We start from the raw sequence: 25,673 nt of genomic DNA on the forward strand, positions 1-25,673 counted from the left end.
ATAATCACCGGCAGGTTCTGAAATCGCCGGTTTCTATTTTTTCTAAATCGGTTGTATCCTGATTGTAAAGATAAACCCAGCACGGCAGAACCGATCCGTCCTGCATTTGGATCGGTATGATCTTTCGGAGATATAAACTTTTCTCCTCGTCTTCAAAAACATCCTCATAGTCATCAAGTTCCGGCAGCAGCAGCGCTTTGATTGTCAGTTGGTAAACTTCTCCGAAAACGCTGCTTTCACTTTTTTCGTCGTAAACCGCTCCCGGATACCAGCTTATTTTATACAGCAAGCCGGGGAATGATCCTTTGCCTTCGAACGTTGATGATGTGTGCAGCCGCTGTGCAAAAGGATTTTCGAACCCTTGCATCAAAGTACCGTAAGTAAACAGAAAATCGGGGTTCGGATGCATGGAAATAAATTGGATTTAAAACTATCTTATAATAGTAATATTATATAGAATTTTTCGGTTCTAATATATAATCGGTCATTCTTAATAACTATTAAGAATGGGATTTTTCTTATATTTACGAGTAAGAGCTCTTCATCTAACCCAGAATTGATATGTACGAAAAGAATCTCGGTACCAAACAAAAGGCGTTACGGATCAATCTTGACCGCCGGATTTATGGCTCATTTGCTGAAATCGGTGCAGGGCAGGAAACGGCTGCCTTCTTTTTCAAATCGGGTGGAGCGTCGGGTACAATTGCCAAGACGATGTCTGCCTATGATATGACCTTCAGTGATGCGATTTACGGAACGGAAGAAGGAGGGCGTTATGTCGTGGAGTCAAGGCTGATGAAGATGCTGAACCGGGAATACAATCTGGTAGAAAAACGTCTTCAGGAAAAGAGAGGTGAGGAGAGCCAGTTTTTTGCGTTTGCCAATACGGTGGTGGCGTTAAACTTTCAAAAGACAAATGAATCGCATGGCTGGATCGGTCTTCAGTTTCAGCTGACGCCGCTAGGGCCTACGAATTATGTGGTGATTCACGTGCGGATGCGTGATGACGAAAATTTGTTGCAACAACAGGCGCTGGGCATTATCGGGGTAAACCTGATGTACGGTTGTTTTTTTTACCATAAATCGCCGGAAATACTTTTGTTGTCCTTAATGGACGACCTCACCCCGGACAGGATTGAAATCGATATGGTGCGTTTCAGCGGCCCCGATTTTGTGAAAGTGGACAATCGGCTCATGAGCCTTCGTCTGGTGAAAAACGGGTTTACTGATGCAGCCTTGTTTGGTTCTGATGGCGGCGTTTTACAACCTTCTGAGGCGTTATACAAAAAACATATTCTGATGATGCGGGGCCGTTTGCGCCCGATCACGAATGTACATATCGATTTGATCAGCAACGGACAAAAGCAATTTCTCGCAGAACCGGATGTGGATGAATCCAAAGTGGTTCTGGTATCGGAGCTGACACTTCACAATTTGAAAGGTTCTGATAAGGATATCGATGAAAAGGATTTCCTTGACCGGGTGGATATTTTGTGTTCGCTCGGGCATATGGTAATGATTTCCAATCACCATGAGTATTTCCGCCTGGTCGCGTATCTGTCGAGGCTTTCGAAACTTAAGGCGGGTCTGTTGCTGGGGAGTCCGAGTTTGCAGGATATTTTCGAAGAAAAACACTACGAATTCCTTCCCGGGGGGATTCTTGAATCATTTGCCACCCTGTTTAGCCGCAAGGTGAAGCTGTTTATTTACCCGACTTTACAGCCTGATGGTTCGGTGTATAGCTGTGAAAATTTTGTTGTGCCGGATCATCTGCGGCCGTTATTCCAGTATCTGATTATCAATAACAAAATTGAAGATATCCGGAATTACAACAAAGAACATATGCACATTACGACAGACAGTGTGCTTGAAAAAATCAAACGGGGAGAACCCGGATGGGAAAAACTGGTGCCGGAAAACGTCGCGGTTATCATCAAGGAAAAATCACTTTTTGGTTTACCAAACGAAGAGAATTATACGAATACGGTGAAATCCATTCATCAGGCTGTGGGTAACTTATAATTTAAACAGCCTTAATACTGGCGTGTCTTCATCACGTCATCGCAAACCCATTTTACGAGGAAAAATTTTCCTGTAAGATGGGTTTTGTCATGTTAACGGTTACAGCATTTCGCGTTTCATTTTAATTATAAAAAACTTCGTTTCATTTTCATCATAGAGCTCGCCGGGTAAAATTGTCTGGGTTGGTACTTAAGTAAAAAATAATTGTACTTTAAGATACTTGTGATTCGGGGTAGGTTTGAAATAACTCGTCTAAATTATTAGCTGTCAGAAGGGTATAATTATTTGTCCGTTGACTTGTCTAAACTTTAAACTTCCTAAATCAGCGACTCATGAAGAACAAAAACGAAGTTTCGCGCCGTGACTTTATCAAAAATACAGCCGGTGCGGCAGTAGCATTTTCCATTCCTTCCATTATTCCAGCCAGCGCTTTTGGTGCTAACGATCGTGTTCGCGTGGCCGTTATCGGTGTAAATGGCCGCGGGCAGGACCATATCAAAGGTTATTCGAGACTTGCCAATGTAGAATTGGCCACTTTATGTGATCCGGATGATGTGATTTTACAAACACGGGCGAAAGAGTTTTCCGAAAAGAATAATGGTAAAAAAGTGAAGACGGAAAATGATCTTCGTAAAGTTTATGAGGACAAATCCATTGATGCGGTCAGTATTGCAACCCCAAATCACTGGCATTCGCTGGCAGCAATATGGGCTTGTCAGGCTGGCAAAGATGTGTATGTGGAAAAGCCAGGATCGCATAATCTGCATGAGGGGCGCAAGATGGTTGAGGCGGCGCATAAATACAAACGTGTTGTTCAGCATGGGGTACAGCTAAGAAGTTCGGAGGCGTTGCAGGAAGCCGTGAAACATATGCGCGATGGTTTGATTGGAAACGTGTATATGGCACGCGGACTGGTATACAAATGGAGACCGGATATTGGTAATAAAGGCACAGAACCGGTTCCGGCAGGATTAAATTATGATCTGTGGACAGGGCCGGCAGAAATGAAACCGTTCTCGAAAAACTACGTGCATTACAACTGGCACTGGCATTGGAACTACGGAAACGGCGACGTGGGGAATCAGGGAATTCATGAAACCGACATGTGTATGTGGGGGCTGGGTGTAGATTCTTTCCCTGAAAAGATAACTTCTTCAGGTGGCAAGTTTCTATGGGACGACGCAAAGGAAACACCGGAGGTATTAAGCTCTTCGTTTATTTATCCGAAGGAAAAGAAGATCATTGAATTTGAAGTTCGTCCATGGATGACCAACGATGAAGGTGGTGTTGGCATTGGCAATATATTTTATGGCAGCGAGGGATATCTGGTTGTCAAGGGATATGATTTTTATGAAACATTCCTGGGGAAAGATAAAAAGCCGGGACCGACACGGAAGGCCGGGGGAGACCATTATAAAAACTTCATCGATGCCGTAGTAGCCCGCGATCCAAAAATGGTCAACGGCCCGGTGGAAACGGCTCATTTATCATCGGGATTGGCGCATTTGGGGAACATCGCATACCGGACCGGGCGTGCCTTGACGTTTGATCCTAAAACAGAAAAGTTTGTGGGTGATGATGATGCGAATACGTACCTGACAAGAAAGTACAGAGCGCCATATACCGTCCCGGAAATTGTATAGAAGATTATTTTGAGTGTGCTTATAAGAGAATAGCCCGGAAAAATTTTTCCGGGCTATTTTAATACAGCTCATGTTGTTTTGCTGCGTTTAATATTGATAATCATATTATTTCTTTTGGAACGAATAAAAATATTCCTGAATAGCAAGCGTGTCATTTTTTTGGATTGAACTTATATAGGATTCATTAAACTCATTGAACATGGTTCCTGATGAGGATGATTTAGTCAATATATCGGGCGATGAAGTATCACCCCAATTCCATTGAACAAACCAGCTAACCCTATTGTATTCAAATACTGATAGTTTTAATGCGGAATAATCTCCATAACCAACCAGCATGTTGTAAGCGCTAAATTTACCATCCCAAACAGGCTCAATTTCGCTTTGATATCTTCCCATTTTATAGTTTGATTCCAAGTTAGCTGCTGTTATAATTCGTCTATTTGTCGATTTAAAAATAAGCTGATTTTCTTTTTTTACAACGGTTAGTGAATTGAATGAATTTGGTATTTCAGCGGAATCTGCAGAGAAGAAGGTTAGCGTTTCGCCGGAGGTAAATGATGTGTCTTTTTTGGTAAAACCTTTTGTGGTTTTAACGAATTTATCAATCACCGACTGATCTGTTATTTCCCCTTTATTTGTAAATAAACGGATTTTAGACTTTTTTGTAATGCCGTTTAAATAAAGTGTAGATGGGAACTGAGGGGCTGGATCGATTTTCGTTTTTTTACAAGCAAAAAAAAGTATGGCAAGGATACAGATGCAGCAGTGTTTCATTGAAAATACTTGAGGGTGAAGTAGATGTTAGGTACATCAAAGTTACTTAATTTTATTTCACCTTCAAACGCAGAAAAGGTGTCCGGTTATCAAAACCAAACACCTTTTCAAATAATAATATAAGTATAAACTCAGCGTTACTCCGCGTAAACCTCCCGAAGCTCTGCGTTTAAACGAAAATTAAAGCGAAGAAAAATCAAACGACTCCAGATATTTCGTTGTGAAGTTTCCGGATTTGAATCCAGGATCGTCCATCAATTTAATATGGAATGGAATGGTGGTTTTGATACCTTCAATGACGAATTCCTGCAACGCACGTTTCATTCTGGTCAGGACTTCCTCGCGCGACTGGCCGCTCACGATCAGTTTAGCAATCATCGAGTCATAGTTTGGCGGAATGGTATAACCGCTGTAAACATGGCTGTCGATACGGATACCGTGGCCGCCAGGGAAATGCAGGTTCGTGATTTTTCCAGGAGACGGACGGAAACCATTTGCAGGATCTTCCGCATTGATACGGCATTCCATCGCAAACAATTTAGGCGTATAATTAATGCCCAAAATCGGCTCACCAGCTGCCACTTTGATTTGCTCCTTAATTAAATCAAAATCGGTAACTTCTTCCGTAATCGGGTGTTCTACCTGAATACGCGTATTCATTTCCATGAAGAAGAATTCACCGTGTTTGTCAACAAGGAATTCAATCGTTCCTGCTCCTTCATATCCGATAGCCTGCGCACCTTTAATGGCAGCAGCACCCATTTTCTCACGAAGTTCAGGCGTGATAATGGGGGAAGGTGTTTCTTCCACCAATTTCTGGTGACGGCGCTGAATAGAGCAATCACGTTCAGATAAGTGACAAACTTTGCCATACTGATCACCAATGATCTGGATTTCGATGTGGCGAGGTTCTTCAACAAATTTTTCAAGGTATAAACCGTCATTTCCAAAAGCCGCAGCAGATTCTGTACGGGCATCATTCCATGCCTTTTCAAAATCTTCCGGTTTGTTGATGATACGCATACCGCGTCCACCACCACCGGCAGTTGCTTTCACAATCACAGGATATCCGATGCCTATCGCAAGTTTTTTTCCTTGTTCAACGGATTCTAACAAACCTTCTGAACCCGGAACAACAGGAACGCCTGCTTTAATCATGGTCGCCTTAGCCGTAGCTTTATCGCCCATTCCGTTGATCTGAGCCGCAGTTGCTCCAATAAATTTGATACCGTAATCAGCACAAATCTGAGAGAACTCAGCGTTTTCAGATAAGAAACCGTACCCCGGATGTATGGCATCTGCACCGGTAACCTCGGCAGCAGAAATAATATTTTGAATACTCAGGTAAGACTGACGGCTTGGAGGAGGTCCAATACAAACTGCTTCGTCAGCAAAACGTACGTGAAGGCTGTCACGGTCGGCAGTTGAATAAACTGCAACAGTTTTTATGCCCATTTCACGACAGGTTCTGATCACACGTAATGCGATTTCACCTCGGTTGGCAATGAGAATCTTTTTAAACATGAAATTTAATTAAGTGTTTTAAGACCGGTCATCACCGTTATATAGGTTCAACAAGAAACAAAGGCTGGTCGAATTCTACCGGGGTAGCGTTTTCTACCAAAACTTTAACAATTCTTCCTGAAATTTCAGATTCAATTTCGTTGAACAATTTCATTGCTTCAATCACACAAACTACCTTTCCTGGTACGATTTCGTCTCCAACACTTGCAAATGCAGGTGTTTCAGGGCTTGATGCGCGGTAGAAAGTACCGATCATTGGGGACTTAATTGTAATCAAATTTGCCGATGCAGCTGGTTCTGCCGGTGCCGAAGGCGTTGCAGGAGCCTGAGCAGCAGGAGCCGAAGGTGTTGTATATACAGGAGCCGAAGCAGAAACCTGTGCCGGAGCAACAGTTACTACCGGAGCAGCGCCATATCTTTTTACCTTAATCTTTAAATCCGTTGTTTCAATGTTTACTTCATCAAGGCCGGACTGGGCGATGAAGTCAATCAGTTTTTGAATTTCTTTAGTTTCCATTTAGTCAAGTTTATACAGTTGCAGGAATAGTAACCTATGATTTTACTCTTTCAACGTAGTCGTACGTGCGGGTATCTACTTTGATTTTCTGACCTTCTTCAATAAATAAAGGTACCATGATACGAGCACCCGTTTCTACTTCAATCGCTTTCTTAGGAGAGTTTGCGGTATCTCCTTTTAAGCCTGGTTCAGCATAGGTCACTTCTAATTCTACAAATGGTGGCAATTCACATAACAAAGCAGCGTCGGTTTCGGTGTTGATCAAAATCTCTACTTCCTGGCCTTCTTTCATCAGGTCAGCCGCTGTTACAAGTTTCTCATCGATCAATACCTGATCGAATGTTTCGGAGTTCATGAAGTTATACCCAACTTCATCTTTGTATAAAAACTGGAATTTATGTCTTTCTACGCGAACCGGAATAATAGTAGCACCGGAAGAGAAAGTATTATCCAATACTTTTCCCGAAGTAAGGCTTTTTATTTTTGTGCGTACAAAAGCATTTCCTTTACCTGGTTTTACATGTTGAAACTCGATAACCTGAAAAAGGTCATGGTTAAAATGTATTACTAGTCCGTTACGTAAATCTGCAGTCGTTGCCATGTTTAATTAATAAAAAATGTATAAAATCTTAAAATGAAAAAATGAATAATGAAACAAGATCATTATTCATTTTACATTATTCATTTCCTTTATCGTAGGCCCATTTCAGGTAAATCGCGCCCCAGGTAAATCCTCCACCGAAGGCCGCAAGTACAAGATTATCGCCCTTTTTCAATTGTGATTCGTAGTCCCACAAACAAAGTGGTATAGTCGCCGAAGTGGTGTTGCCGTACTTCTGGATATTCACCATCACCTTGTCCATTCCAACACCCATACGGTTGGCCGTGGCCTCGATGATACGTCTGTTGGCCTGATGTGGCACCAGCCATGCAACGTCTTCACTTGCAAGGTTATTCTTTTCCATAATTTCAGCGGAAATATCTGCCATGTTTTTTACGGCAAATTTAAACACCTGAGATCCGTCCTGATACACCGAATGCCACTTATTATCAATGGTTTCATGTGTAGGCGGAAAACGGCTTCCTCCCGCTTTCTGATGCAGATAAGGATATCCGGCTCCATCGGAACGGATGATCGAATCTACAATACCATATCCTTCGGTATCAGGTTCCAGAAGCACAGCTCCAGCACCATCGCCAAACAGAATACAAGTTTTTCTATCGGTGTAATCGACAATTGCTGACATTTTATCAGCGCCGACCACAATTACTTTTTTATATTTTCCGGTCTCGATAAACTGAGAACCGATCGTAAGTGCATAAACAAATCCGGAACAAGCCGCCTGAATATCGAAACTTCCGACATTTCTGATGCCCGTCATATCACAGATCAGATTGGCAGTACCAGGAAAAATGAAGTCGGGGGTAGTCGTGGCGCAGATCAATAAATCAATATCTTCCGGAGCAGTATTGGTTTTGGCAAGCAACCCTTTTACAGCCTCAGCGCCCATATGTGAGCTTCCTAAACCTTCTCCTTTAAGTATGCGACGTTCCTTGATGCCGGTACGGCTTACGATCCATTCATCGTTAGTCGCCACCATTGTTTCCAATTCAGCATTTGTCAGAATATAGTCAGGCACATACCCGTGTATTCCTGTTATAGAGGCTCTTGCGTGGGTCATGGTTAATTTCTAGCATTCAAAATTCCCGTGAATTTTGGTAAAAAACATTATCAGAGTTTATTCGCAAAATAGTGCTGTTATGCTCAGCGATTAGTTCAAAGCATTTGCAATGTGAACATACGCTTTTGATTTGACTTGTTTGTAAGCCCATCCCAGCATATTTTTTATTGCCAGCGGTGAAGAAATGCCATGTGCGATCATCACATTACCATTTACTCCGATAATCGAACTCCCGCCGATGGACTCATAATTCGTCTGATCTATAAAATCATCCTGAATCCCTCTTTGTTTGGCAATTTCGTATAGCGACTCTCCTAATTTAAATAATACATTCCCAGTGAAACCGTCCGTGACGATCACATCTGCTTTATTAGTGAAGAGATCTTTCCCTTCAATATTTCCAATAAAATTGATTCGTTTGTTATCCTTGAGCAGGGGATAGGTAGCCTGCGCAGTTAATGAACCCTTCTGTTCTTCCTCGCCAATGTTCATTAAAGCCACACGAGGGCTTTCAATCTGAAATGTATGCTGAACGAACAGAGAGCCAATTTCACCAAACTGGGCAAGTACTTCAGGCTTGCAATCGGCGTTGGCGCCAATATCGACCATAATAGCATATCCGCCTCCAACCTGGGGTACGAAACCGGCAATGGCAGGTCTCAAAACTCCTTCAATAGCTTTTATACTAAAAAGAGCGCCGACATGCATAGCGCCGGTGTTGCCCGCACTACAGAAGATGTCTATTTCTTTTTCCTTCAAAAGCTTAAATCCAATGGCAATACTAGAATTCGGCTTCTGAGAAAGAGCTTTTGTAGGGTGCTCACCCATCTCAATAACATCTTCAGCATGAACGATATCAACGACGGACGAAGAGAAGTTATGCTGGCGAAATATCTCCAGAATATCACTTTCCCGGCCAATTAATACGATTCGGGCATCCGATGGCAGTTCGGAAGCGGCTTGTATAACCCCTTCAACTATTGCTTGTGGAGCTAAATCTCCCCCCATAGCATCTACCGCAATTTTCATTTACACGCTGTTATTTTGTACTAAAAGTTAGAAATCGAAGGTGTAAATTTAGCAGTTGTGCCTTAGTAAAAAAGAATTTCGCAACAACTTTTATAAGGCTGTTGCGAAATTGGCATTCTCATTGTTAAAATTTAGACCGTTTTGGCATAATTTTCAACAACAACTTTGCCTCTATAAACTAGATTTCCTTCGTGTACGTGCGCACGGTGGAACTGATGAATCTCCCCTGTTGACGAATCAACTGACAATTGCTTGCCAGTAAGGAAGTCATGTGCTCTGCGTGTATCGCGACGGGTTTTGGAAATTTTCCGCTTAGGATGTGCCATGATGCTTTATGTTCTGTATGTTAATATTCGGTTTGAAAAACTTTTATATCGCAGACAGGAATTACTCCTGATTGCCTTTTAATTTTTTTAATGCTTCCCAACGTGGGTCAATTTTTTCTTCGGAATCGCTGTCTTCTTCACTTTCTTCCTGACCTTCCGAAGAATAGATAAGAATCACTTCATCGTCGTCTTCCAAATCCTCATCATCATAATCTTCCTCACGAAGACTTGGATGTAATTTTTTTACAGGCAGAGATAATGCGATAAACTCAAAAATGTATTTCGCAACATTAATACGGTTCGTATTTCTGTTTATAATCTCAATCTCGTCTGTCAGCTCCTCATTACGGTCACCGAATTTTAAAATAATCCGTTCACTCGAATCAATCGGCTCTTCAAACGGTTCCAAAGTGCGGTCGCAAAGTAATTCAACCGAGCCTTCCGTATGAAAATGAAGCTGGATCATCGTAGCCGATTTTGTCAAAACAACATGTGTTTTGAAATGGCCATGTTCGATCAGATCTTGCTCTAATTCTTCAAAAAACGCGTCTCCCGACTCCATATCATAGTCATACTGTTTGTCTTCCAAACCGTAAATGTCTATGTTGTATTTACTTAGCTCTTTCACTATTTCTGTCAAAAGGACTGCAAAGGTAGTGTCTTTTCATGTGAATAAAAAAACTATCTACAATTTTTATTGATTTGAACTGAGGGATTTAACACGGAAGATGCTGTTCCTCAACCAGCATCCGTTTTTTTTCTACAAATCCCATTAAATCTTGCGTGCAGGATTGCCAAAAAATGTTGACCCTGCCGGCACGTTTTCAACCACCACAGATCCTGCACCGATTCTTGCATTTTTTCCGATCTCGATACCGGCAACAATGATAGCGCCTGATCCGATAAATACGCCGTCGCCGACTTTTACACGATCATTGATCACGGCACCCGGGCCAACTGTCACATAATCCCCGACTTCGGCGGAAGTTTCAATAACAGACGCAGTCTGGAATAGTGAATGACTTCCCAATTTTGACAATGCCCCAACGGTCACACGTGCTCCGAAAAGATTTCCGTGACCTATGACGGCCGTTTCCGAGATAATGCTGCTTTCGTGAATGGCATTAACGGGCATACTTTTAAAACGCTCGTTCAGCCCCTCGGTTAATTGTTTGCGGACGGTACGTTCGCCTACCGCAACAAAAGTTTCACACTTTTCGCCTATAATATTGATAAAGCCTTCGTCATCCGTTGCGCCTAAAACGCTGATATCGCCGAATTCTTTACCATGTAATTCTTTATTATCGTCCAGAATTCCGTAGACGAGCACATTGTTTTTCTTGAAAATATCAAGTGCCTGCATTCCCAGGGAGCCTGCACCAAAAATTAAAACTGGATTTTCCATAATTGATTTTATTCATCCGCACCTCTTATATGGTTTGACCGGATGAAGGAATAATTGAATTTGTTAATGAATCCGGCAGCAAGTGTTCAGCAGGTATGAAAATAAATTTCGTTGTGCGATGTTATGCCCGGTATCAGGTAATTATTTATAAAAGTACGGATTGATTTACAGAAACGTGACGCGGAACACAAACGGGCTTCCGTACGGCGAAATATTGTTTCCATAATCGTCTAGCTGATTATCGTAATTTAAATTGTATAACGCGGTGAAATGAATAGCCCTAATTAAACGCCCACCCGTTGGCTGGGAGTAAGAAGCCCCAATCATAGGCGAGCCAATCCATTTCCTGGCATCATATTTAATGAAGGAATCAGCTTCTACATTCATGGCTTCGTATTCAGCAATAATATTTATTACTGGTACCACTTGATACATCAGAAATCCTCTTCCTCCGTAGTAAACAGAATTGACCCCATAATTTTTTGATTTGAACCACATCAGCGTCGCGCCAACACCGCCAACCAGCTTGTCGGTGATCTGGTAACCTGCCATTGGTGATACGTTCACGTTGGTGAATGTTCCAAAACTTAACCCGAAACTTCCGCCTAACCTGATCCTTTCTTTGAACGCAAGATTTTTTAATTCACTTTCAACTTTTTTCTTTTCAACAGGAGCTTTGTCTTCAATCGGTGGTATTTCTTTTCTTACCGGCCTTTCTTTTTTCACAGTATCCGGGCGGTAGTATTCGTCTGTCTGGGCAAATACTGTTGATTTAATCGATAGTGTGATGATAAATAAACAGGATAGGAGGATTTTCCTTTTCATTTCTAAATGGTTTATTTTAATATTGTTAATAGTAACGCAAAATTCTTAACTTTTGGTTTATTATTGAGTAAGCCCTCATCAATTCTGCCTCATTCACTGCCTGATAGCTTATGCATTATCATATTTCTGTAACTGACCCTGCTTCCCATTTTTTAACAATTACCTATACAATTCCTGAAATTACAACGGATCGTATTGAAATTCAATTACCTGCATGGCGGCCAGGACGTTATGAAATTCAAAATTTTGCCAAAAATATTCAATTTATTGAAGCAATTTCAATAAGCGGTGATAAACTACCATTACGCAAGATTACCAAGGATCGTTGGGAGGTTAAAACAAACGGAGAAAAAGAAGTTCAGATCCGTTATGCATTCTTCGCGGCGATACAAAATGCGGGCAGCAGTTATGTGGATGAGGAGCTCTGGTATCTCAATTTTATCAACTTTTGCCTTTATACCGAAGGAAGAATTACGGATGAATGCCTGGTCACACTGGCGCTGCCGGAAACATTCGGGATTGCCTGCGGGCTGGCTGCGGCTGGCAAACATCAGTTGAAAGCGAAAGATTTTTATCAGTTGGTGGATAGCCCGCTTCTGGCGTCGGAAACATTACAAAAATCGGATTATACCGTTCGGGGTGTACAGTTTCACATATGGATGCATGGTAATCTGAAACCGAACTGGAAGCGTATTCAGCGTGATTTCAGGAGATTTTCCAGGGAACAGATTGCTACCATGGGTGAATTTCCGGAGGAAGAGTACCATTTCCTGAACCTTATTCTGCCACACGCTTTTTACCATGGCGTGGAGCATCATAATTCTACGATGATTGTGCTCGGCCCGGATGATGAAGGTGAGGGACTTTATACGGATTTGCTGGGTGTGAGTTCGCACGAATTGTTTCATGCCTGGAATATCATCCGTATTCGTCCGATCGAACTTTTACCCTACGATTTTACCAAAGAAAACTATTTTGAAACCTGTTTTGTGGCAGAAGGCTGCACGACTTATTATGGCGATTTGTTTTTAAGACGCGCCGGTGTTTTTAACGACGAAGCCTATATCAAGGAATTACAGGTTTATATGAAGCGTCATTTTGAAAACAATGCGCTCGCTTCGCAGTCGCTGGCGGAATCTTCCTTTGACTTATGGCTGGATGGTTATGACAAGGGTATTCCGCACCGTAAGGTTTCGGTTTACCACAAAGGGGCGCTGGTGGCTTTGATTCTTGATTTGTTCCTGAGGAAAAAGTCAAATCATGTTTCGTCGCTGGATACGGTTATGCAGATCCTTTGGGAGCGTTTCGGAAAACCTTTCATCGGTTATACCATCCAGGATTACAGGGATATTGTGGAGGAAGTGGCCGGTGAGAAAATGGACTGGTACTGGAACGATTGTATTCTGACCAACGAGCCGCTCGAAACCAGACTCAACGAAGCACTGAGTTTTGTGGGTTTACAGATGACCATTTTTAGCAACGGGAATATTCAGTTAAACATTCAGGACGATTTTCGTGCCAAAATACAGCGCGATAAATGGCTGGAAACACGTCAGGTGCTTTCGGAGGAGGAGGAGGAGTGAGGTGACTTTTGCGAAGAACTCCTAAGGAGCCTCCCGCAAGTGTAAAGCCAAGCCTTTGTCGCTCCCAGGTTGCCGTTTATAAATTAAACTTCAAAAACATTTTTTAACAAAGAGATAACCTGATGCTTGCTTAGAATTGGCTGCTCAACTGCTTTAATTAAGATACATTTCCTAAATCCTCCAAAAATGAAAGCAGTTAATATGGCCGGGCGTATGCTGCTTGTTCTGGTGAAAATAATATTGGTGCTTTTTATCGGGCTGATTGCATACTTTCTGGCTGAGCCCTTGTGGAACCGGTATGTCGTTTATCCGGAATTGGAAGAGGAGCGGACCCGGCTTTGGCGGAGTTATAAAAAGCCGGAGCAATTTATACCCCATGCGGACTTTAAAGGCGTTCTTCATTCCCATACATACCGGTCACATGATAGCCGAGGTATTTTGGAGGAAATTATTCCCGCCGCCAAAAAAGCAAAACTGAATTTTATTTTCCTTGCCGATCATCGAATGGCTGATCTGGACACTTTTCCGAGAGGAATTCATGGGACTTTTGAAGGTATCTTGATCGAATCGGGAACAGAATCGCCGGGTGCCAGCATGATGGTAACGCCTCTGCGAAGCGTCGTTCTGGACTGGGCGAAGGATCGTAGTCAGCTAATGCATGAGGTGGTGAAAAATAACGGCATGGTGTTTTATCTTCATTCCGAGGATGAGCACGACTGGGGAAATCCGGATTATCAGGGAATGGAAATTTACAATATCCACTCGGACCTCATTGATGAAAAAAGTCCGCTCAAATTTCTGATCAATGGTATGATCAACAGCGGCGTGTACAGGCACTGGAGTTATCGCGAGCTTTTCGACGAACAAACAAAAATTGTTGCGCTTTGGGATTCTCTGAATAATCATCGGCGGATTGTGGGAATGGCTGCGGTGGACGCGCATAACAATCAAAGTCTGCGGGCGCGATATACCAAAAATGATATGGTGGAATGGGTGGGGCCCAATGCCAAAACATTGTCGGTAAACAAACCCGGCTGGAAGGAAAAATTAATTCTGGGGAAACCTGATATTGCAGGCTGGGCTTTTAAAATGGAGCTCGATACCTATTTCCACTCTTTTAATTTTGCCAACACCCACATCTTCGGTGATTCATTGTCGAGTCGTTCTCTTAAAAATGAACTGGTAAAAGGGCATGCTTATATTTCGTTTGAAAGTCTGGCGCAGGCCAGCGGATTTCAGTTTTTTACCAGCGATAGTTCAGGTAAAGTGAATGCTATTGTTGGAGACTCTGTTCAGGGCAAAAATGCGGTTAAACTCAGCGCAGTTTCACCTTATCCCGTACGATTCGAGCTGTTCAGAAATGGTAAACTAATCGATAGTCAGGAGGATCGTTATGCGTACGAATTTAAAGTCAGGGATAAAAAAGGAAATTACCGGATTGTCGCGAGACTGAAATTCAGGAACCAGTGGCTTCCGTGGGTTTACACGAATCCTATTTATGTATTTTAGCAGCCGCATTCGGGACATGCATTAAGATCTCAGTACGTTTTCCAACGCTTCCGGTAAATCAGGATATTGATATTTAAAATCGGTCTCATCCTGAACCCGCTCGTTGATAACATAATTACTACCCAGAACCACATTGGCCATCTCGCCAAAAACAAGACGCAGTGCAAATGCGGGTACATTAGGAAGCCATTGAGGTTTATGAAGTGCCTTGCAGATTTGTCTGGTAAAATATTCATTTGTTGCCGGAGGAGCAGCAACTGCATTGTAAGCGCCATGCCATGTGTCGTTTTCCATCGCCTCGATGTACATCCGGCAAAGATCATCAATGTGGATCCACGATAACCATTGTTTTCCTGAACCAAGTGGTGCGCCAAAACCGAATTTGGCAGGTTGAGCCATTTTCGGAATAGCACCACCATCGTTGCTTAGCACTATACCAGTTCTGAGTTTCACCGTTCTTACACCGAGCGCCGCCACTTCATCCGCTGATTTTTCCCAGGCAATGGTTACTTCTGACAAAAAATCATTGGCAGGTGGCGAGTGTTCGGTATGCTGGATATCACCGGTATCTTCGCCATAATAACTGCTCCCGGATGCGGAAACAAATGCTTTGGGGAAGAAGTGAAGGGCTTTTAACTGTCGGGCAATCAGCTCAATGCTATCGGTGCGGCTGCTGAAAATTTCTCTTTTCCGCTTTTTCGACCAACGTTCGTCAGCCACGCCGGCACCGGCAAGGTGAATCAGATAATCGGTATTTTCGAGTGCGCCTGGTTCGATATAATTATTTTTAACATCCCATTCAAACACTTTTACCGAAGGAATATTTGTCTTTTTTCGGGTTAGATAGGCAATTTCATATCCTTTTTGAAGGAGTAATGTCGTCAGCCTTTTCCCGATTAACCCTGTTCCGCCGGTAATCAATACTTTTTGTGCCATAAACGATTAGGATGAAATATTTTTATCAATCAGATTACAAAAATGGTGCCGAGGATATTATTCGGGCATAGCCGGATTGAAATCTTTGGGTGGCTCCTGTTCAATGGCTTTTGTGACACGATCAATAATACTGTCGATGGATTCATCCGGCGAAAAGTGCATGGGCGCTTTAAACTGGACGGTGAGCGTGGTATTTCTCTTTTTAAATCGTAACCCTTTTTTATCAAATGCCCTTCTGAAACCGTTAATAACAACGGGAATAACGATTGGCTGGTGTTCTTTGATGAGATAAGCAGTTCCCTTTCTGACTGGTGCAAACGGTTTGGTAGTACCCTGCGGAAAACTTACAACCCAGCCATGTTTAAGTCCCATGCCAATTTTATCCTGCGCGGAGTTATCAAGTTGCCTTTTTACATTTTCACCGTTGGCACGCCAGGAACGATCAATCGTGATGGCTCCGCCAATGCTAAAAAGTTTTGGAAGAATGCCTTCTTTCATCGTTTCGGAAGCCGCTACGTAATAACATCTTGCTCTGGGCGAGAACAGGTAAAAAGGGGGAGAAATGGTATCCTTATACCCCCATTTTGTGGCACAAAAAATGTGGTAAAAAGCGATAACATCTGCGAAATAAGTCTGGTGGTTTGATAAAAATATAACGCCGTGGTCGGGAAGATCCACCAACTGTTCACTGCCCGTGATCCGGATTTTGTTGACAGCCGTATAGCGATAATAGGTAAACCATCCGATCACAAAAATGAAAAAACGTTTAATGCTCAGGAAATTGCCGAAAGGGTCCTTTTCGAAAAGTCCCAGAAAATCAAATCGTGCCAGCCAGGACGGGAGTGCACTGAATATACTTTTTTTTGAATTCATGTAGTAAAGTATGGTTCAATAAAGCGCGCTTAAAGTTAGGAACCGGTTTTCAAATAGGAATTGATCAGCATGTGTTGTGAATAACGAAGGTAAGATATAAAGAGAATCTTATATTTAATAAAATAACCAGACCACAAAAATGACTGTAACCAAAACGATGTTTTTCAGTCATAACAGTATTGAGGAACTATTGGCATGATTCTTTGATTAACGTTCAATACTTACTTAATTTTGACCTACTCACTAACAAAAATTACCCATATTTTATGAATATTAAGTATCAGACACACATACTTGCTTGTTTTCTGGCAGCCGGAGTTTTTTCGGGCTGTTCTAAAAATCCTGTGACAGGAAAAAATGAGATTATTTTTATGTCGCCGGAAAAGGAAAAAGCTTTGGGAGCTGAATCACATCCTTCTGTGGTAGCATCCATGGGATTGTATGACGATAAAAACCTGACTGCCTTTATTAATGAAAAAGGGAAAGCGATGGGCAAGATTTCACATCGCCCCGATGTAACCTATCAGTTTTTTATCGTAGACTCACCTGTTGTTAACGCGTTCGCCGTACCAGGTGGATATGTTTATTTCACGCGCGGTATTATGGCACATTTTAATAATGAAGCAGAATTTGCTGGTGTTTTAGGCCATGAAATTGGGCATATTACAGCGCGCCACTCTGCTAGCCAACAAACGAAACAGGTATTTACACAAAGCGCTCTGCTCGTAGGATCGGTTTTTGCACCGAGTATATCGGATCTGGCTTCCCAGGGATTGGGCTTAGTGTTGTTAAAATACAGCCGCGATCATGAAAGTCAGTCTGATGAACTGGGGGTAGATTATTCCAGTAAGATCGGATATGACGCACACCAAATGGCCGATTTCTTCGGTACCTTGAAAAGAATCAGTGAAAAAGCCGGGCAAAGCATTCCTACTTTCCAGTCGACGCACCCGGATCCGGGCAACCGCCAGGTGAAGGTGGAGCAGCTTGCCACCTCTTACCAGTCGGCACATCAGGCTAAATATAATGTGAACCGGGATGTTTATCTGCGCCGGATTGAAGGCCTTATTTATGGTGTCGATCCAAAACAGGGATTTGTTGAAGGCGGGCAGTTTTATCACCCAGAGTTAAAATTCCAATTCCCGGTACCAGCCGACTGGCAGTCGGAAAATACACCGGCGCAATTCCAGATGGCTTCCAAAGATGGCAAAGCGATGATGCTTTTCACACTGGCGGAGGGGAAAACACTGGATGAGGCCGCACAGACGGTGATCAAGAATTATAGTCTTCAGGTTTCTGAAAACAATAAAACAACCATTAACGGAAATCCTGCCATTGCTTTGGTTGCGAAACAGGTGGCACAAGGGCAAACTGCTCCGGCCGCAAATGCAGCGCAGGTTGCAAGCTGGCTTATTCAGTACAACGGTACTATTTATGCTATTCACGGCGTAGCTGCAAGTACGGATTTTGGGTCGAATTTCAATCAGTTCAAATCAGTTGCACAAGGATTTAAGGCGTTGACTGATCCTTCAAAGCTTAACAGGGAAGCTGATCGTATCAGAATTAAGACAGCACAAAATGATGGTACATTGCGGGATGCCTTAAAGGGAGCCAATATGCCTGACAGCAAACTGGACGATCTGGCGATTCTTAACGGAATGGCTTTGACCGACAAGATTACCAAAGGGACGCTTTTCAAAACTTTGAATAAATAAAACTGTCTGCGGCGAGACGCAGCGTCTGATTTTACGTCGAAAGACTGATACAAAACAAACCACTTGTATTACTGAGGATTCAGTTATGCAAGTGGTTTTTGTATTAACGGTGAACCGAAATTAGGTAAACGCATTCGTAAGTCATGCGCAGGAAAAACGATATCTTATTAAAAAGTGCCTTCGAAGAGGCATTTTCAGAATTGCTGTATTTCTTTTTCAAAGATGCTGCCGATATTTTTGACTTGTCGCGCGACTTTGAATTTATGGATAAGGAGCTGTCGGAGCTTTTCCCGGAAATTGAGAAAAAGGGCGGTAGCCGTTTTGTCGATATGCTGGTAAAAACATTCCTTAAAAATGGAAACGAAGAATGGATTCTGGTGCATATCGAAATACAGGACGGGGCAACGAAGAACTTTCCTAAAAGAATGTTTCAATATTATTACCGAATACTGGATCGTTTTGAAGTGGAAGTGGCGGCGTTGGCGGTCTTTACGGGCGGTATAAATCAAAAGAGCGTTGCACAATACCGTAATGACTTTCTGGGAACAAAAATTGTCTACGAATATAATGTCTACCATATCCTGGATCATACCGAAGAACAATTGTTAACGATGGACAATCGTTTTGCATTGGTGATTCTGGCAGCGCAGAAAGCACTGCTGGCTAGTAAAATTCCCGAGGCTGAGCTGGCGGAACAAAGACTGACCATTGCCCGAGCTCTTATTGGAAGCAAGCGATATGATATTGAAGAAATCAGGCGTTTTTTGTTTTTTCTTAAAACGTTTATTAGAATAGAAAATCCTGAAATAAATAGTAATTTTGATAGTGAGGTAGAAATATTAACTGGAAACGAGAAAGTTATGGGTATTATAGAGGCTATAAAGGTGATAACCTTGGAGGAGGGAATTGAAAAGGGGATTGTGCAAGGGATTGAAACAGGTGCTCAAAATAAAACTTATGAGTTTGTTGAAAACCTTTTACTTAACACCGATTTTGATATTCCGAAAATTGCTGCACTTGCCAATACTACGCAGTCTTTTGTCAAAAAAGTAAAAACAGATATAGGACAAGAGTTTTAACGCTGATTCCTTTATTTAGATAAGAATCGTAAAACCACATCACACAAAGTTGAATGTGATTTTACGATCCAATATCAGGCCTATTTTAATTTTCTTTCGAGAACCTTCATATAATAACCTCCTACTACCGAGCGGGCACGGAAACCGACAGACTTTCCGTCCTTTGTTTCATGCCAGTCAGAAAGCGGAATGCGATCAGGTGTTTTTGTTGCGAAACGATAAACCGGCTGAATGAAAGCTTCGAAATCCTTTTGATTGTCAGCCAATGTCGCCGTCCAGATAATCCAGTCAGATTTGGTGTAGGTTTTGCGGCTGTCGAGCGGAAGACCGAATGTCAGCTGTTTTTTCAGGTAGTAGTTAATTTCCTTTTTCGCCACTTCTTTTGGGAATACATTCAAATCCAAAAGTTTGTCCCAAACCAGATTATACTTCTGGCTCCATGTGCCTTTTTTATCAAAAGTCAGAGCATAGTGATCGCCGTCATTGGCCATCTGGATCCATTTCTGAGCGAATTCTTTAACCAGCGCATTAACCTCTGCCGCTTCTTTTGTTTCACCTAGCTGCTCAGCCAGTTTAGCATAACAGGCCAGTCCCATAATGGCTTTGATCGACAAATTGGTATTACGGGCCAAATGTCCTGCAAAATCATCCGTGCAAAGCTGATTTGAGGGATCAAAACCTTCTTTCTTTAGGTAATTGGCCCAGATGCTCAGCGTCTTCCAGTGTTTTTTGGCAAAGTCGGTATTTTGTTCGGTTTTGGAAACGGCGTAGGTCAGGATCAACATGTTTCCGGATTCCTCAACCGGCATATCTTCACCGTAGGTCTGCCCGTTTGCGAGTGGATAAGTACCCACATCATGCGCTGCAAACGGTTTTGTCCATTTCCCACTTTCAGAATAATAGAAAATCGGTTCCATCATTCCTTTCAGGAGTGTCGGGTTGTAAACAAGAAAGAGCGGTGCAGAAGGATAGGTTATATCGACCGTGCCAATGGACCCATTGCTAAAATTTTCCTTTGACAGAAATAGCGGGGTATTATCAGGACCTGCCACTAATTTATGTGCAGCAATGGCCTGGCGGTAGGCCATCACACACAGGTCTGCATACGTTTTTCCGCCGGCTTTAAGAGCGTCGCCGTAAATTTTCGTGTCAACAGCCTCGCATGCTGAAACAATTTGGCTGAAATTAGCCTCAGCATCTTTTAATTCTCCCTGAATGGTTTTATCGCCATTTTTATTCCACCATGGCAACAAGTTTTTTCCGAAGTACTGGACCGAAAATTCGTCGTCATAGCCGATCATGACATGATTCGAACTGGGTTGGCTGCTTACTTTTCCGACGTCAGTCACAATGGCCATCGCGCGGTCTCCACCGGTACCAATTACTGCCATGTTCATTTGATCCAGTTCACCTTTCTCTGCAAAGTTTTTGATCAAACCGGTTGGTGTCCCCAACCCGGCGCTGAGCACCGACTTTTCATGAGCGGCCAGATAAGCATAACCCCAGTCGATGCGGACATCATCGCCTTTGCGCTGCAAAACCTTCTGGTCCAGACTTCCAATCGACAGCGTGACCAGATCGCCGTCTTTACCTTTGCGCTCCGTTACTTCCTGCGTGCCCTCATGTACTGCCAGAAGACCGGAAACGGAGGTGAGGAGTTGAACTTCATGCGTTTTTCCATCGGTAGCGCGGACGTCATAAATGATATAATTAACCGGCCGGGATAACAAGGCAAGGTTATCCATAAGTAACGGTGCAACAAAACGGGTTCTGATATGGACTGGCCCCGCGTCAAATTCATAAATGCTCTGTGTAGCCGTCATTTTGAAGTTGGCCTGTTTGGTATTCAGGATCACTTCTGAACCTTTCGGAGCCAGCTCATCCGTTAATCCGATATCGATATAACCTGGCCCTGCTCCATTTTTGCAATAGGCGGCCAGTACATTTTTTCCTTTTTTAAGCGTTTTTTTCGCAGCTGCATTTATTCCTTTGATCTCGTAATCCGCCGTAAAACAGTTGGTGCAATTGTAGGCCAGAACACCATTGATGTAAACCGTCACGTCGTCATCGTGAAATATGTTCAGACCTATTTTTTCAAAATTTACATTATCCAGTGTAAACTCTCGGCGGTACCAGACCTCCTTTGGAAACTCGGTGCCGGATTTGAGCATGGCGTCATTTCTGTCCTTTGTCCCAAAGGGTGCCTTTCCGGTTTTCCAGTCGATAGCTTTGAAATTTGCTTTAAACCAGTCAGCCGCTGGTTTGGTTATCGTATAGGATGCATCATAGTTTTCTGTTTTGGCAGTGGGAACAACGGTTTTTAAAACAGGCGTCGGTGCACCCATAAACCGGTAAGTTTTGCCATCGACGCGAACAAGCCCGTCAATCGGATTGGGTTTGCCGGTCCAGTGTCTGGTGGAAGAGCCGGTAAGCTGGTCACCAAAAGACCATACACTGGTGTAAGGATCGATGGTGATCAGGGGAACTGCCGGCGGATGGAAATCCTGTGCAAAACAGGAATAAAATCCGCAAAGCAAAAGCGTCGCGAAAGACCAGCGTTTATTCATTAGCGTGAGTTTTTTATAGTTTAAAACGTTTTAGCAATTGATTTAGGACGGAAAGCTAATAAGATGAATTTTCAATCCGGCGGTATTAATCCTAAATCTCAAAACTTTTTTTCGCTTTCTCACAAATAAAACGTGGTTCTATCGCCAGAGACAACAGAACCACCTTAAAATTTCGTACTTTAAAAGTTATCCCTGGCCGGGATTAACGCATTATAATTTCTTAAAAGCTGTTTTCGCGCTTTCAAGGAAAGTAACAAAGTGAGCGGGATTAAGGTCATAATTTTTGGGTGCAACCAGCAGATTTCCTTCCTGGTCAACGATGCAATAATGTGGCTGCGCATTGTTATTGTACTTCACAATCTGCAAATCTGCATTTTGTGCACCGATGGTTTTCTTTACTTTGTTATCATATTTGGATGTATACCATTCTGATTCAGATAATTCGGTTTTGTCATCCACATACAAAGCGGCGATTACAAAGTCATTCTGAAGGCGTTTTAAAACTTCCGGATCAGACCACACACGGGCTTCCATTTCACGGCAATTGACACAGCCATGCCCTGTAAAATCAATGAAAACAGGCTTATTAACCTTTTTCGCATAGGCCTGTGCTTCTTTAATATCAAAGAAACCGTCCAGTTCGTGTGGTAAATGGAACAGGTCTGCATATTTTTTTGTGACACTAGACGAACCAGCAGGAGCCACACCGACGCCTCTTTTGCTCAGATCAAAGTCTATCGTCGACTGCGGGGGCAAATAACCCGCCAAAGCTTTCAAAGGGGCACCCCACATGCCCGGAAGCATATAGATAACAAAAGTGAACGTGATGATGGATAAAAGAATTCTCGGTACGCTGACACGCTCCACCGGAGAGTCGTGCGGAGTCAGAATTTTCCCCAACAGATAAAATCCTAACATGGAGAATATTACGATCCAGAAAGCAAGGTAAACTTCACGGTCGAGTAAGCGCCAGTGGTATACCTGATCTGCGATACTGAGGAATTTAAGTGCGAGAGCCAGTTCGAGGAAACCCAGGACAACTTTGACCGTATTTAACCATCCACCCGATTTTGGCAGTGATTTAAGCCATTGAGGGAAAAGGGCAAATAAGGTAAAAGGTATGGCAAAAGCGGAAGAAAAAGCGGCCATCCCGACGATAGGTTTCACTACCGCGCCACCGGCTGAGGCGACCAAAAGACTTCCGACGATAGGACCCGTGCATGAAAACGAAACCAAAACGAGGGTAAATGCCATGAAAAAGATCCCTGCATAACCACCCTGATCTGCCTTAGCGTCCATTTTATTGACAAATGCGCTAGGCAAAACAATTTCAAACAATCCTAAAAATGACAATCCGAAAACGAAGAAAATCGCGAAGAAGAGTACGTTTGGGATCCAGTGTGTACTCAAAAAGTTGGCAAAAGCCGGTCCGTTTAAACGCGATACAACGGTTCCTATTAAGGTATAAATCAATACGATAGAGATACCATAAAGCAGCGCTTTTACTTTTCCATTGGTCTGGTTGGTAAAATAACTGACCGTCATCGGGATAATTGGAAATACACACGGAGTAAGCAATGCCACCAGCCCCGACAAAAATGCGGCCAGCGCAAATGCCCATAACGACTTGTCTGCGGCCGGCGCCCCTGCTGAAGACTTTTCACTGCTGCTGAGGTCAACTTTTGGAGCCTCTTTTTCCGAAACGTCTCCGGCCGAATCACCGGCAGTTATGGAAATATTCGCTGTTTCCTGCGTCGTCGTGTCAGTTGGCGAAACTGCATTGGTAGCCACAGATTTTGTTTCGGCAGGTGTTGCGGTTTCCGCCGCAGGAACTGCCCCGGTTGAAGCTACAACCTTTAAGCCCTTAAATTCAAAATCATCGTTTCCGGCTACACAGAGGCCCGATGTGTGGCTGCAAGTCTGATATTCAGAGCTTCCCTTGATGACTGGCTTGTCCGTTAAAATTTTTATGGTTTGCTTGAAAACAGCTTTGTCGTCGAAAAATTTGACGTTCCCGCCCCATATTTCTTCATATTTTGTCTTTGGATTCTGCGGTTTCAGTTTCCCTACAAGCGAAAAAGATTTGTTGGGCGTGAAAGCAAAGCTAGTCAGCATTGGCCCCAGATCAGGATCGAAGTCGGATGAATACAGGTACCAGTCCTTATCAAGAATTGCCGTGAAGATCAAGTCGACGGTTTCTCCTTGTTTTACATCATTTTTGGAGAATGTATAAGTCCAGTGGGCATGTTTCTGGACTTGAGCAAACGCGCTGGTTTTTGCGAAAAATGCGCAAACGATAATGAATAGAAAAATACTTCGTTTCATCTGATATTTCGATAGTAGGAGCCGAATTTAATAATATTCAAGCTTTCTTTATTTGATTAATGATCTAGTAAACTGGTGGAGTTTACGCAGACTTACCTATTCAACGTAATTTCCCCGAAAAAATTCACCACCCGTGTTTACCTTTTGTGAATGCAAAACTGCAAATTGTTAGCCAAAATATTTTTCACATAGGTGAAAAGTGTTGCGTGCGAATATGTTTTTCGGAAATAACTCCCTGATTTCGTTCGAAATTATCATGCTGCTAAACGTTTTCTACTAACTTTGCGACCTCGAAAAACGCATCGTTAAATATTACTTCAATGTCGCAGCCACTTTACGTAGTCAAAATCGGAGGAAATGTTATTGATAACCCGGAAGCCTGTTCCCGCTTTCTGAATGCTTTTGCAAAGTTATCAGGAATTAAGATTCTGGTTCATGGCGGTGGAAAAGTAGCGACGCAAATTGCTGCCAGACTTCAGATCGAAACGCAGATGGTTGACGGGCGCAGGATTACGGATAAACCCATGCTGGATGTGGTCACGATGGTTTATGGTGGACTGGTCAATAAAAATCTGGTGGCTAGTTTACAGGCGGTGGGATGTAATGCCATCGGGCTGACCGGCGCGGACGGAGGTATTATCCGTTCGGTCAAACGGCCGGTAAAAACGATTGACTATGGTTTTGTAGGTGACATTGAAGAGGTGAATGCGGCTCAGGTAAATGCTTTGCTGAATAGTAATTTAGTCCCCGTCATCGCGCCGCTGACGTATAGCAATGACGGGTTACTTCTAAATACAAATGCAGACACCATGGCGTCCGCGATGGCTGTTGCGATGGCTAAATCCTATGATGTAAACCTTATTTACTGCTTTGAGAAGAAAGGGGTTTTATCAGATCCTGAAGATGATGATTCTGTAATTCGTTCGTTAACTCCTTCGGAGTATGCCGGACACAAAGAATCCGGAGCTATAAATAAAGGAATGATTCCAAAATTGGATAATGCTTTCGCTGCGTTGCAGGAAGGTGTTAAGAAAGTTACCATTTGCCATGCGGATGAGTTAGGCGAAGCGGCAGTTGGGGAAGCTGGTACTGTTATCTTTTTCTATAAGTAGAATTTTAAGATAGGGGACTTTGTGTCCCATCTACACTAACAATGTTCAGTGATTTTTCCTTCGGCGAATCATCGATAAAAAATCACGGAAAATGATATTTTCTTAACACTGTATCTAATTCTGCTCTTTTTATACACGTCAGAATTTTCTTCGCTATTTACAGTCTATTCGATAGATATATTAATAAATTTAATGAATAACCTAATTTATTTTTAATAAGTTTA

General features: G+C 42.8%; 22 protein-coding genes. 7 read left to right on the plus strand and 15 right to left on the minus strand.

The window, feature by feature from the left end:
* Positions 1-4 precede the first annotated feature (4 nt).
* Positions 5-409 (minus strand): gamma-glutamylcyclotransferase family protein, encoded by a 405-nt coding sequence (locus M1L62_RS10915; RefSeq protein ID WP_254413068.1) that lies wholly within the window; start codon positions 407-409, stop codon positions 5-7.
* A 152-nt stretch (positions 410-561) separates the two neighbouring features.
* Here M1L62_RS10915 and M1L62_RS10920 point away from each other — a divergent pair, with 152 nt between their 5' ends.
* Both M1L62_RS10920 and M1L62_RS10925 read left to right on the plus strand, forming a co-directional pair.
* Positions 562-2,022 (plus strand): TonB-dependent receptor, encoded by a 1,461-nt coding sequence (locus M1L62_RS10920; RefSeq protein WP_254413069.1) that lies wholly within the window; start codon positions 562-564, stop codon positions 2,020-2,022.
* A 332-nt stretch (positions 2,023-2,354) separates the two neighbouring features.
* The gene (locus M1L62_RS10925) at positions 2,355-3,665 is read left to right on the plus strand and encodes a Gfo/Idh/MocA family oxidoreductase (RefSeq protein ID WP_254413070.1); all 1,311 of its coding nucleotides are present in this window, start codon (positions 2,355-2,357) and stop codon (positions 3,663-3,665) included.
* Positions 3,666-3,770: 105 nt separating this feature from the next.
* On the opposite strand, the gene M1L62_RS10930 is transcribed toward M1L62_RS10925, so the two are convergent.
* The 10 genes from M1L62_RS10930 to M1L62_RS10975 all read right to left on the minus strand — a co-directional run bounded on the left by M1L62_RS10930 (position 3,771) and on the right by M1L62_RS10975 (position 11,750).
* Positions 3,771-4,442, minus strand: a complete 672-nt coding sequence (locus M1L62_RS10930) for a hypothetical protein (protein ID WP_254413071.1) — start codon at positions 4,440-4,442, stop codon at positions 3,771-3,773.
* Between the two features lie 180 nt (positions 4,443-4,622).
* Entirely contained in the window at positions 4,623-5,966 is a 1,344-nt protein-coding gene (gene accC / locus M1L62_RS10935; protein ID WP_254413072.1) for an acetyl-CoA carboxylase biotin carboxylase subunit, read from the minus strand.
* A gap of 37 nt (positions 5,967-6,003) precedes the next feature.
* Positions 6,004-6,483, minus strand: a complete 480-nt coding sequence (accB, locus tag M1L62_RS10940) for an acetyl-CoA carboxylase biotin carboxyl carrier protein (RefSeq protein WP_254413073.1) — start codon at positions 6,481-6,483, stop codon at positions 6,004-6,006.
* A gap of 34 nt (positions 6,484-6,517) precedes the next feature.
* Positions 6,518-7,084 (minus strand): elongation factor P, encoded by a 567-nt coding sequence (gene efp, locus M1L62_RS10945; protein WP_090337344.1) that lies wholly within the window; start codon positions 7,082-7,084, stop codon positions 6,518-6,520.
* Between the two features lie 76 nt (positions 7,085-7,160).
* Entirely contained in the window at positions 7,161-8,165 is a 1,005-nt protein-coding gene (locus M1L62_RS10950) for a beta-ketoacyl-ACP synthase III (RefSeq protein WP_254413074.1), read from the minus strand.
* Between the two features lie 90 nt (positions 8,166-8,255).
* A complete protein-coding gene (gene plsX / locus M1L62_RS10955) occupies positions 8,256-9,194 on the minus strand; it encodes a phosphate acyltransferase PlsX (protein WP_254413075.1) in 939 nt (312 codons plus the stop codon).
* Positions 9,195-9,325: 131 nt separating this feature from the next.
* Positions 9,326-9,520, minus strand: a complete 195-nt coding sequence (gene rpmF, locus M1L62_RS10960; protein WP_090337350.1) for a 50S ribosomal protein L32 — start codon at positions 9,518-9,520, stop codon at positions 9,326-9,328.
* Positions 9,521-9,581: 61 nt separating this feature from the next.
* Complete coding sequence (locus M1L62_RS10965; protein WP_374760299.1) at positions 9,582-10,148, minus strand: YceD family protein; 567 nt, start codon at positions 10,146-10,148, stop codon at positions 9,582-9,584.
* A 144-nt stretch (positions 10,149-10,292) separates the two neighbouring features.
* A complete protein-coding gene (locus M1L62_RS10970) occupies positions 10,293-10,925 on the minus strand; it encodes an acetyltransferase (RefSeq protein WP_254413076.1) in 633 nt (210 codons plus the stop codon).
* A gap of 165 nt (positions 10,926-11,090) precedes the next feature.
* Positions 11,091-11,750 carry a hypothetical protein gene (locus tag M1L62_RS10975; protein ID WP_254413077.1) on the minus strand — a complete coding sequence of 220 codons (660 nt, stop codon included), beginning with the start codon at positions 11,748-11,750 and terminating at the stop codon, positions 11,091-11,093.
* 110 nt (positions 11,751-11,860) lie between these two features.
* On the opposite strand from M1L62_RS10975, the gene M1L62_RS10980 reads away from it, so the two are divergent.
* Both M1L62_RS10980 and M1L62_RS10985 read left to right on the plus strand, forming a co-directional pair.
* Complete coding sequence (locus M1L62_RS10980) at positions 11,861-13,333, plus strand: M61 family metallopeptidase (protein WP_254413078.1); 1,473 nt, start codon at positions 11,861-11,863, stop codon at positions 13,331-13,333.
* A 186-nt stretch (positions 13,334-13,519) separates the two neighbouring features.
* Entirely contained in the window at positions 13,520-14,842 is a 1,323-nt protein-coding gene (locus M1L62_RS10985; protein WP_254413079.1) for a CehA/McbA family metallohydrolase domain-containing protein, read from the plus strand.
* Positions 14,843-14,863: 21 nt separating this feature from the next.
* Here the strand turns inward: M1L62_RS10985 and M1L62_RS10990 are convergent, their stop codons facing one another.
* Both M1L62_RS10990 and M1L62_RS10995 read right to left on the minus strand, forming a co-directional pair.
* The gene (locus M1L62_RS10990; RefSeq protein WP_254413080.1) at positions 14,864-15,778 is read right to left on the minus strand and encodes a TIGR01777 family oxidoreductase; all 915 of its coding nucleotides are present in this window, start codon (positions 15,776-15,778) and stop codon (positions 14,864-14,866) included.
* A gap of 57 nt (positions 15,779-15,835) precedes the next feature.
* Complete coding sequence (locus M1L62_RS10995) at positions 15,836-16,651, minus strand: lysophospholipid acyltransferase family protein (protein ID WP_254413081.1); 816 nt, start codon at positions 16,649-16,651, stop codon at positions 15,836-15,838.
* Between the two features lie 266 nt (positions 16,652-16,917).
* On the opposite strand from M1L62_RS10995, the gene M1L62_RS11000 reads away from it, so the two are divergent.
* Complete coding sequence (locus M1L62_RS11000) at positions 16,918-18,366, plus strand: M48 family metalloprotease (RefSeq protein WP_254413082.1); 1,449 nt, start codon at positions 16,918-16,920, stop codon at positions 18,364-18,366.
* A gap of 143 nt (positions 18,367-18,509) precedes the next feature.
* Positions 18,510-19,445 (plus strand): RpnC/YadD family protein, encoded by a 936-nt coding sequence (locus M1L62_RS11005; protein ID WP_254413083.1) that lies wholly within the window; start codon positions 18,510-18,512, stop codon positions 19,443-19,445.
* 80 nt (positions 19,446-19,525) lie between these two features.
* On the opposite strand, the gene M1L62_RS11010 is transcribed toward M1L62_RS11005, so the two are convergent.
* Both M1L62_RS11010 and M1L62_RS11015 read right to left on the minus strand, forming a co-directional pair.
* Positions 19,526-22,012 carry a glutaminase family protein gene (locus M1L62_RS11010; protein ID WP_254413084.1) on the minus strand — a complete coding sequence of 829 codons (2,487 nt, stop codon included), beginning with the start codon at positions 22,010-22,012 and terminating at the stop codon, positions 19,526-19,528.
* 210 nt (positions 22,013-22,222) lie between these two features.
* Positions 22,223-24,337, minus strand: coding sequence for a protein-disulfide reductase DsbD family protein (locus M1L62_RS11015; RefSeq protein ID WP_254413085.1), 2,115 nt, complete (start codon positions 24,335-24,337; stop codon positions 22,223-22,225).
* Positions 24,338-24,657: 320 nt separating this feature from the next.
* Between M1L62_RS11015 and argB the strand changes: the two genes are divergently transcribed.
* Positions 24,658-25,449, plus strand: coding sequence for an acetylglutamate kinase (argB, locus tag M1L62_RS11020; RefSeq protein ID WP_254413086.1), 792 nt, complete (start codon positions 24,658-24,660; stop codon positions 25,447-25,449).
* Positions 25,450-25,673: the final 224 nt, after the last annotated feature.

The organism is Dyadobacter diqingensis (assembly GCF_024220585.1).
Taxonomy (GTDB): Bacteria; Bacteroidota; Bacteroidia; order Cytophagales; family Spirosomataceae; genus Dyadobacter; species Dyadobacter diqingensis.

Bases quoted from the DNA above. Each gene is read 5' to 3' on its own strand.
- M1L62_RS10915 (WP_254413068.1), bottom strand. From the start codon at position 409: ATGCATCCGAACCCCGATTTTCTGTTTACTTACGGTACTTTGATGCAA.
- M1L62_RS10920 (WP_254413069.1), top strand. From the start codon at position 562: ATGTACGAAAAGAATCTCGGTACCAAACAAAAGGCGTTACGGATCAAT.
- M1L62_RS10925 (WP_254413070.1), top strand. From the start codon at position 2,355: ATGAAGAACAAAAACGAAGTTTCGCGCCGTGACTTTATCAAAAATACA.
- M1L62_RS10930 (WP_254413071.1), bottom strand. From the start codon at position 4,442: ATGAAACACTGCTGCATCTGTATCCTTGCCATACTTTTTTTTGCTTGT.
- accC (WP_254413072.1), bottom strand. From the start codon at position 5,966: ATGTTTAAAAAGATTCTCATTGCCAACCGAGGTGAAATCGCATTACGT.
- accB (WP_254413073.1), bottom strand. From the start codon at position 6,483: ATGGAAACTAAAGAAATTCAAAAACTGATTGACTTCATCGCCCAGTCC.
- efp (WP_090337344.1), bottom strand. From the start codon at position 7,084: ATGGCAACGACTGCAGATTTACGTAACGGACTAGTAATACATTTTAAC.
- M1L62_RS10950 (WP_254413074.1), bottom strand. From the start codon at position 8,165: ATGACCCACGCAAGAGCCTCTATAACAGGAATACACGGGTATGTGCCT.
- plsX (WP_254413075.1), bottom strand. From the start codon at position 9,194: ATGAAAATTGCGGTAGATGCTATGGGGGGAGATTTAGCTCCACAAGCA.
- rpmF (WP_090337350.1), bottom strand. From the start codon at position 9,520: ATGGCACATCCTAAGCGGAAAATTTCCAAAACCCGTCGCGATACACGC.
- M1L62_RS10970 (WP_254413076.1), bottom strand. From the start codon at position 10,925: ATGGAAAATCCAGTTTTAATTTTTGGTGCAGGCTCCCTGGGAATGCAG.
- M1L62_RS10975 (WP_254413077.1), bottom strand. From the start codon at position 11,750: ATGAAAAGGAAAATCCTCCTATCCTGTTTATTTATCATCACACTATCG.
- M1L62_RS10980 (WP_254413078.1), top strand. From the start codon at position 11,861: ATGCATTATCATATTTCTGTAACTGACCCTGCTTCCCATTTTTTAACA.
- M1L62_RS10985 (WP_254413079.1), top strand. From the start codon at position 13,520: ATGAAAGCAGTTAATATGGCCGGGCGTATGCTGCTTGTTCTGGTGAAA.
- M1L62_RS10990 (WP_254413080.1), bottom strand. From the start codon at position 15,778: ATGGCACAAAAAGTATTGATTACCGGCGGAACAGGGTTAATCGGGAAA.
- M1L62_RS10995 (WP_254413081.1), bottom strand. From the start codon at position 16,651: ATGAATTCAAAAAAAAGTATATTCAGTGCACTCCCGTCCTGGCTGGCA.
- M1L62_RS11000 (WP_254413082.1), top strand. From the start codon at position 16,918: ATGAATATTAAGTATCAGACACACATACTTGCTTGTTTTCTGGCAGCC.
- M1L62_RS11005 (WP_254413083.1), top strand. From the start codon at position 18,510: ATGCGCAGGAAAAACGATATCTTATTAAAAAGTGCCTTCGAAGAGGCA.
- M1L62_RS11010 (WP_254413084.1), bottom strand. From the start codon at position 22,012: ATGAATAAACGCTGGTCTTTCGCGACGCTTTTGCTTTGCGGATTTTAT.
- M1L62_RS11015 (WP_254413085.1), bottom strand. From the start codon at position 24,337: ATGAAACGAAGTATTTTTCTATTCATTATCGTTTGCGCATTTTTCGCA.
- argB (WP_254413086.1), top strand. From the start codon at position 24,658: ATGTCGCAGCCACTTTACGTAGTCAAAATCGGAGGAAATGTTATTGAT.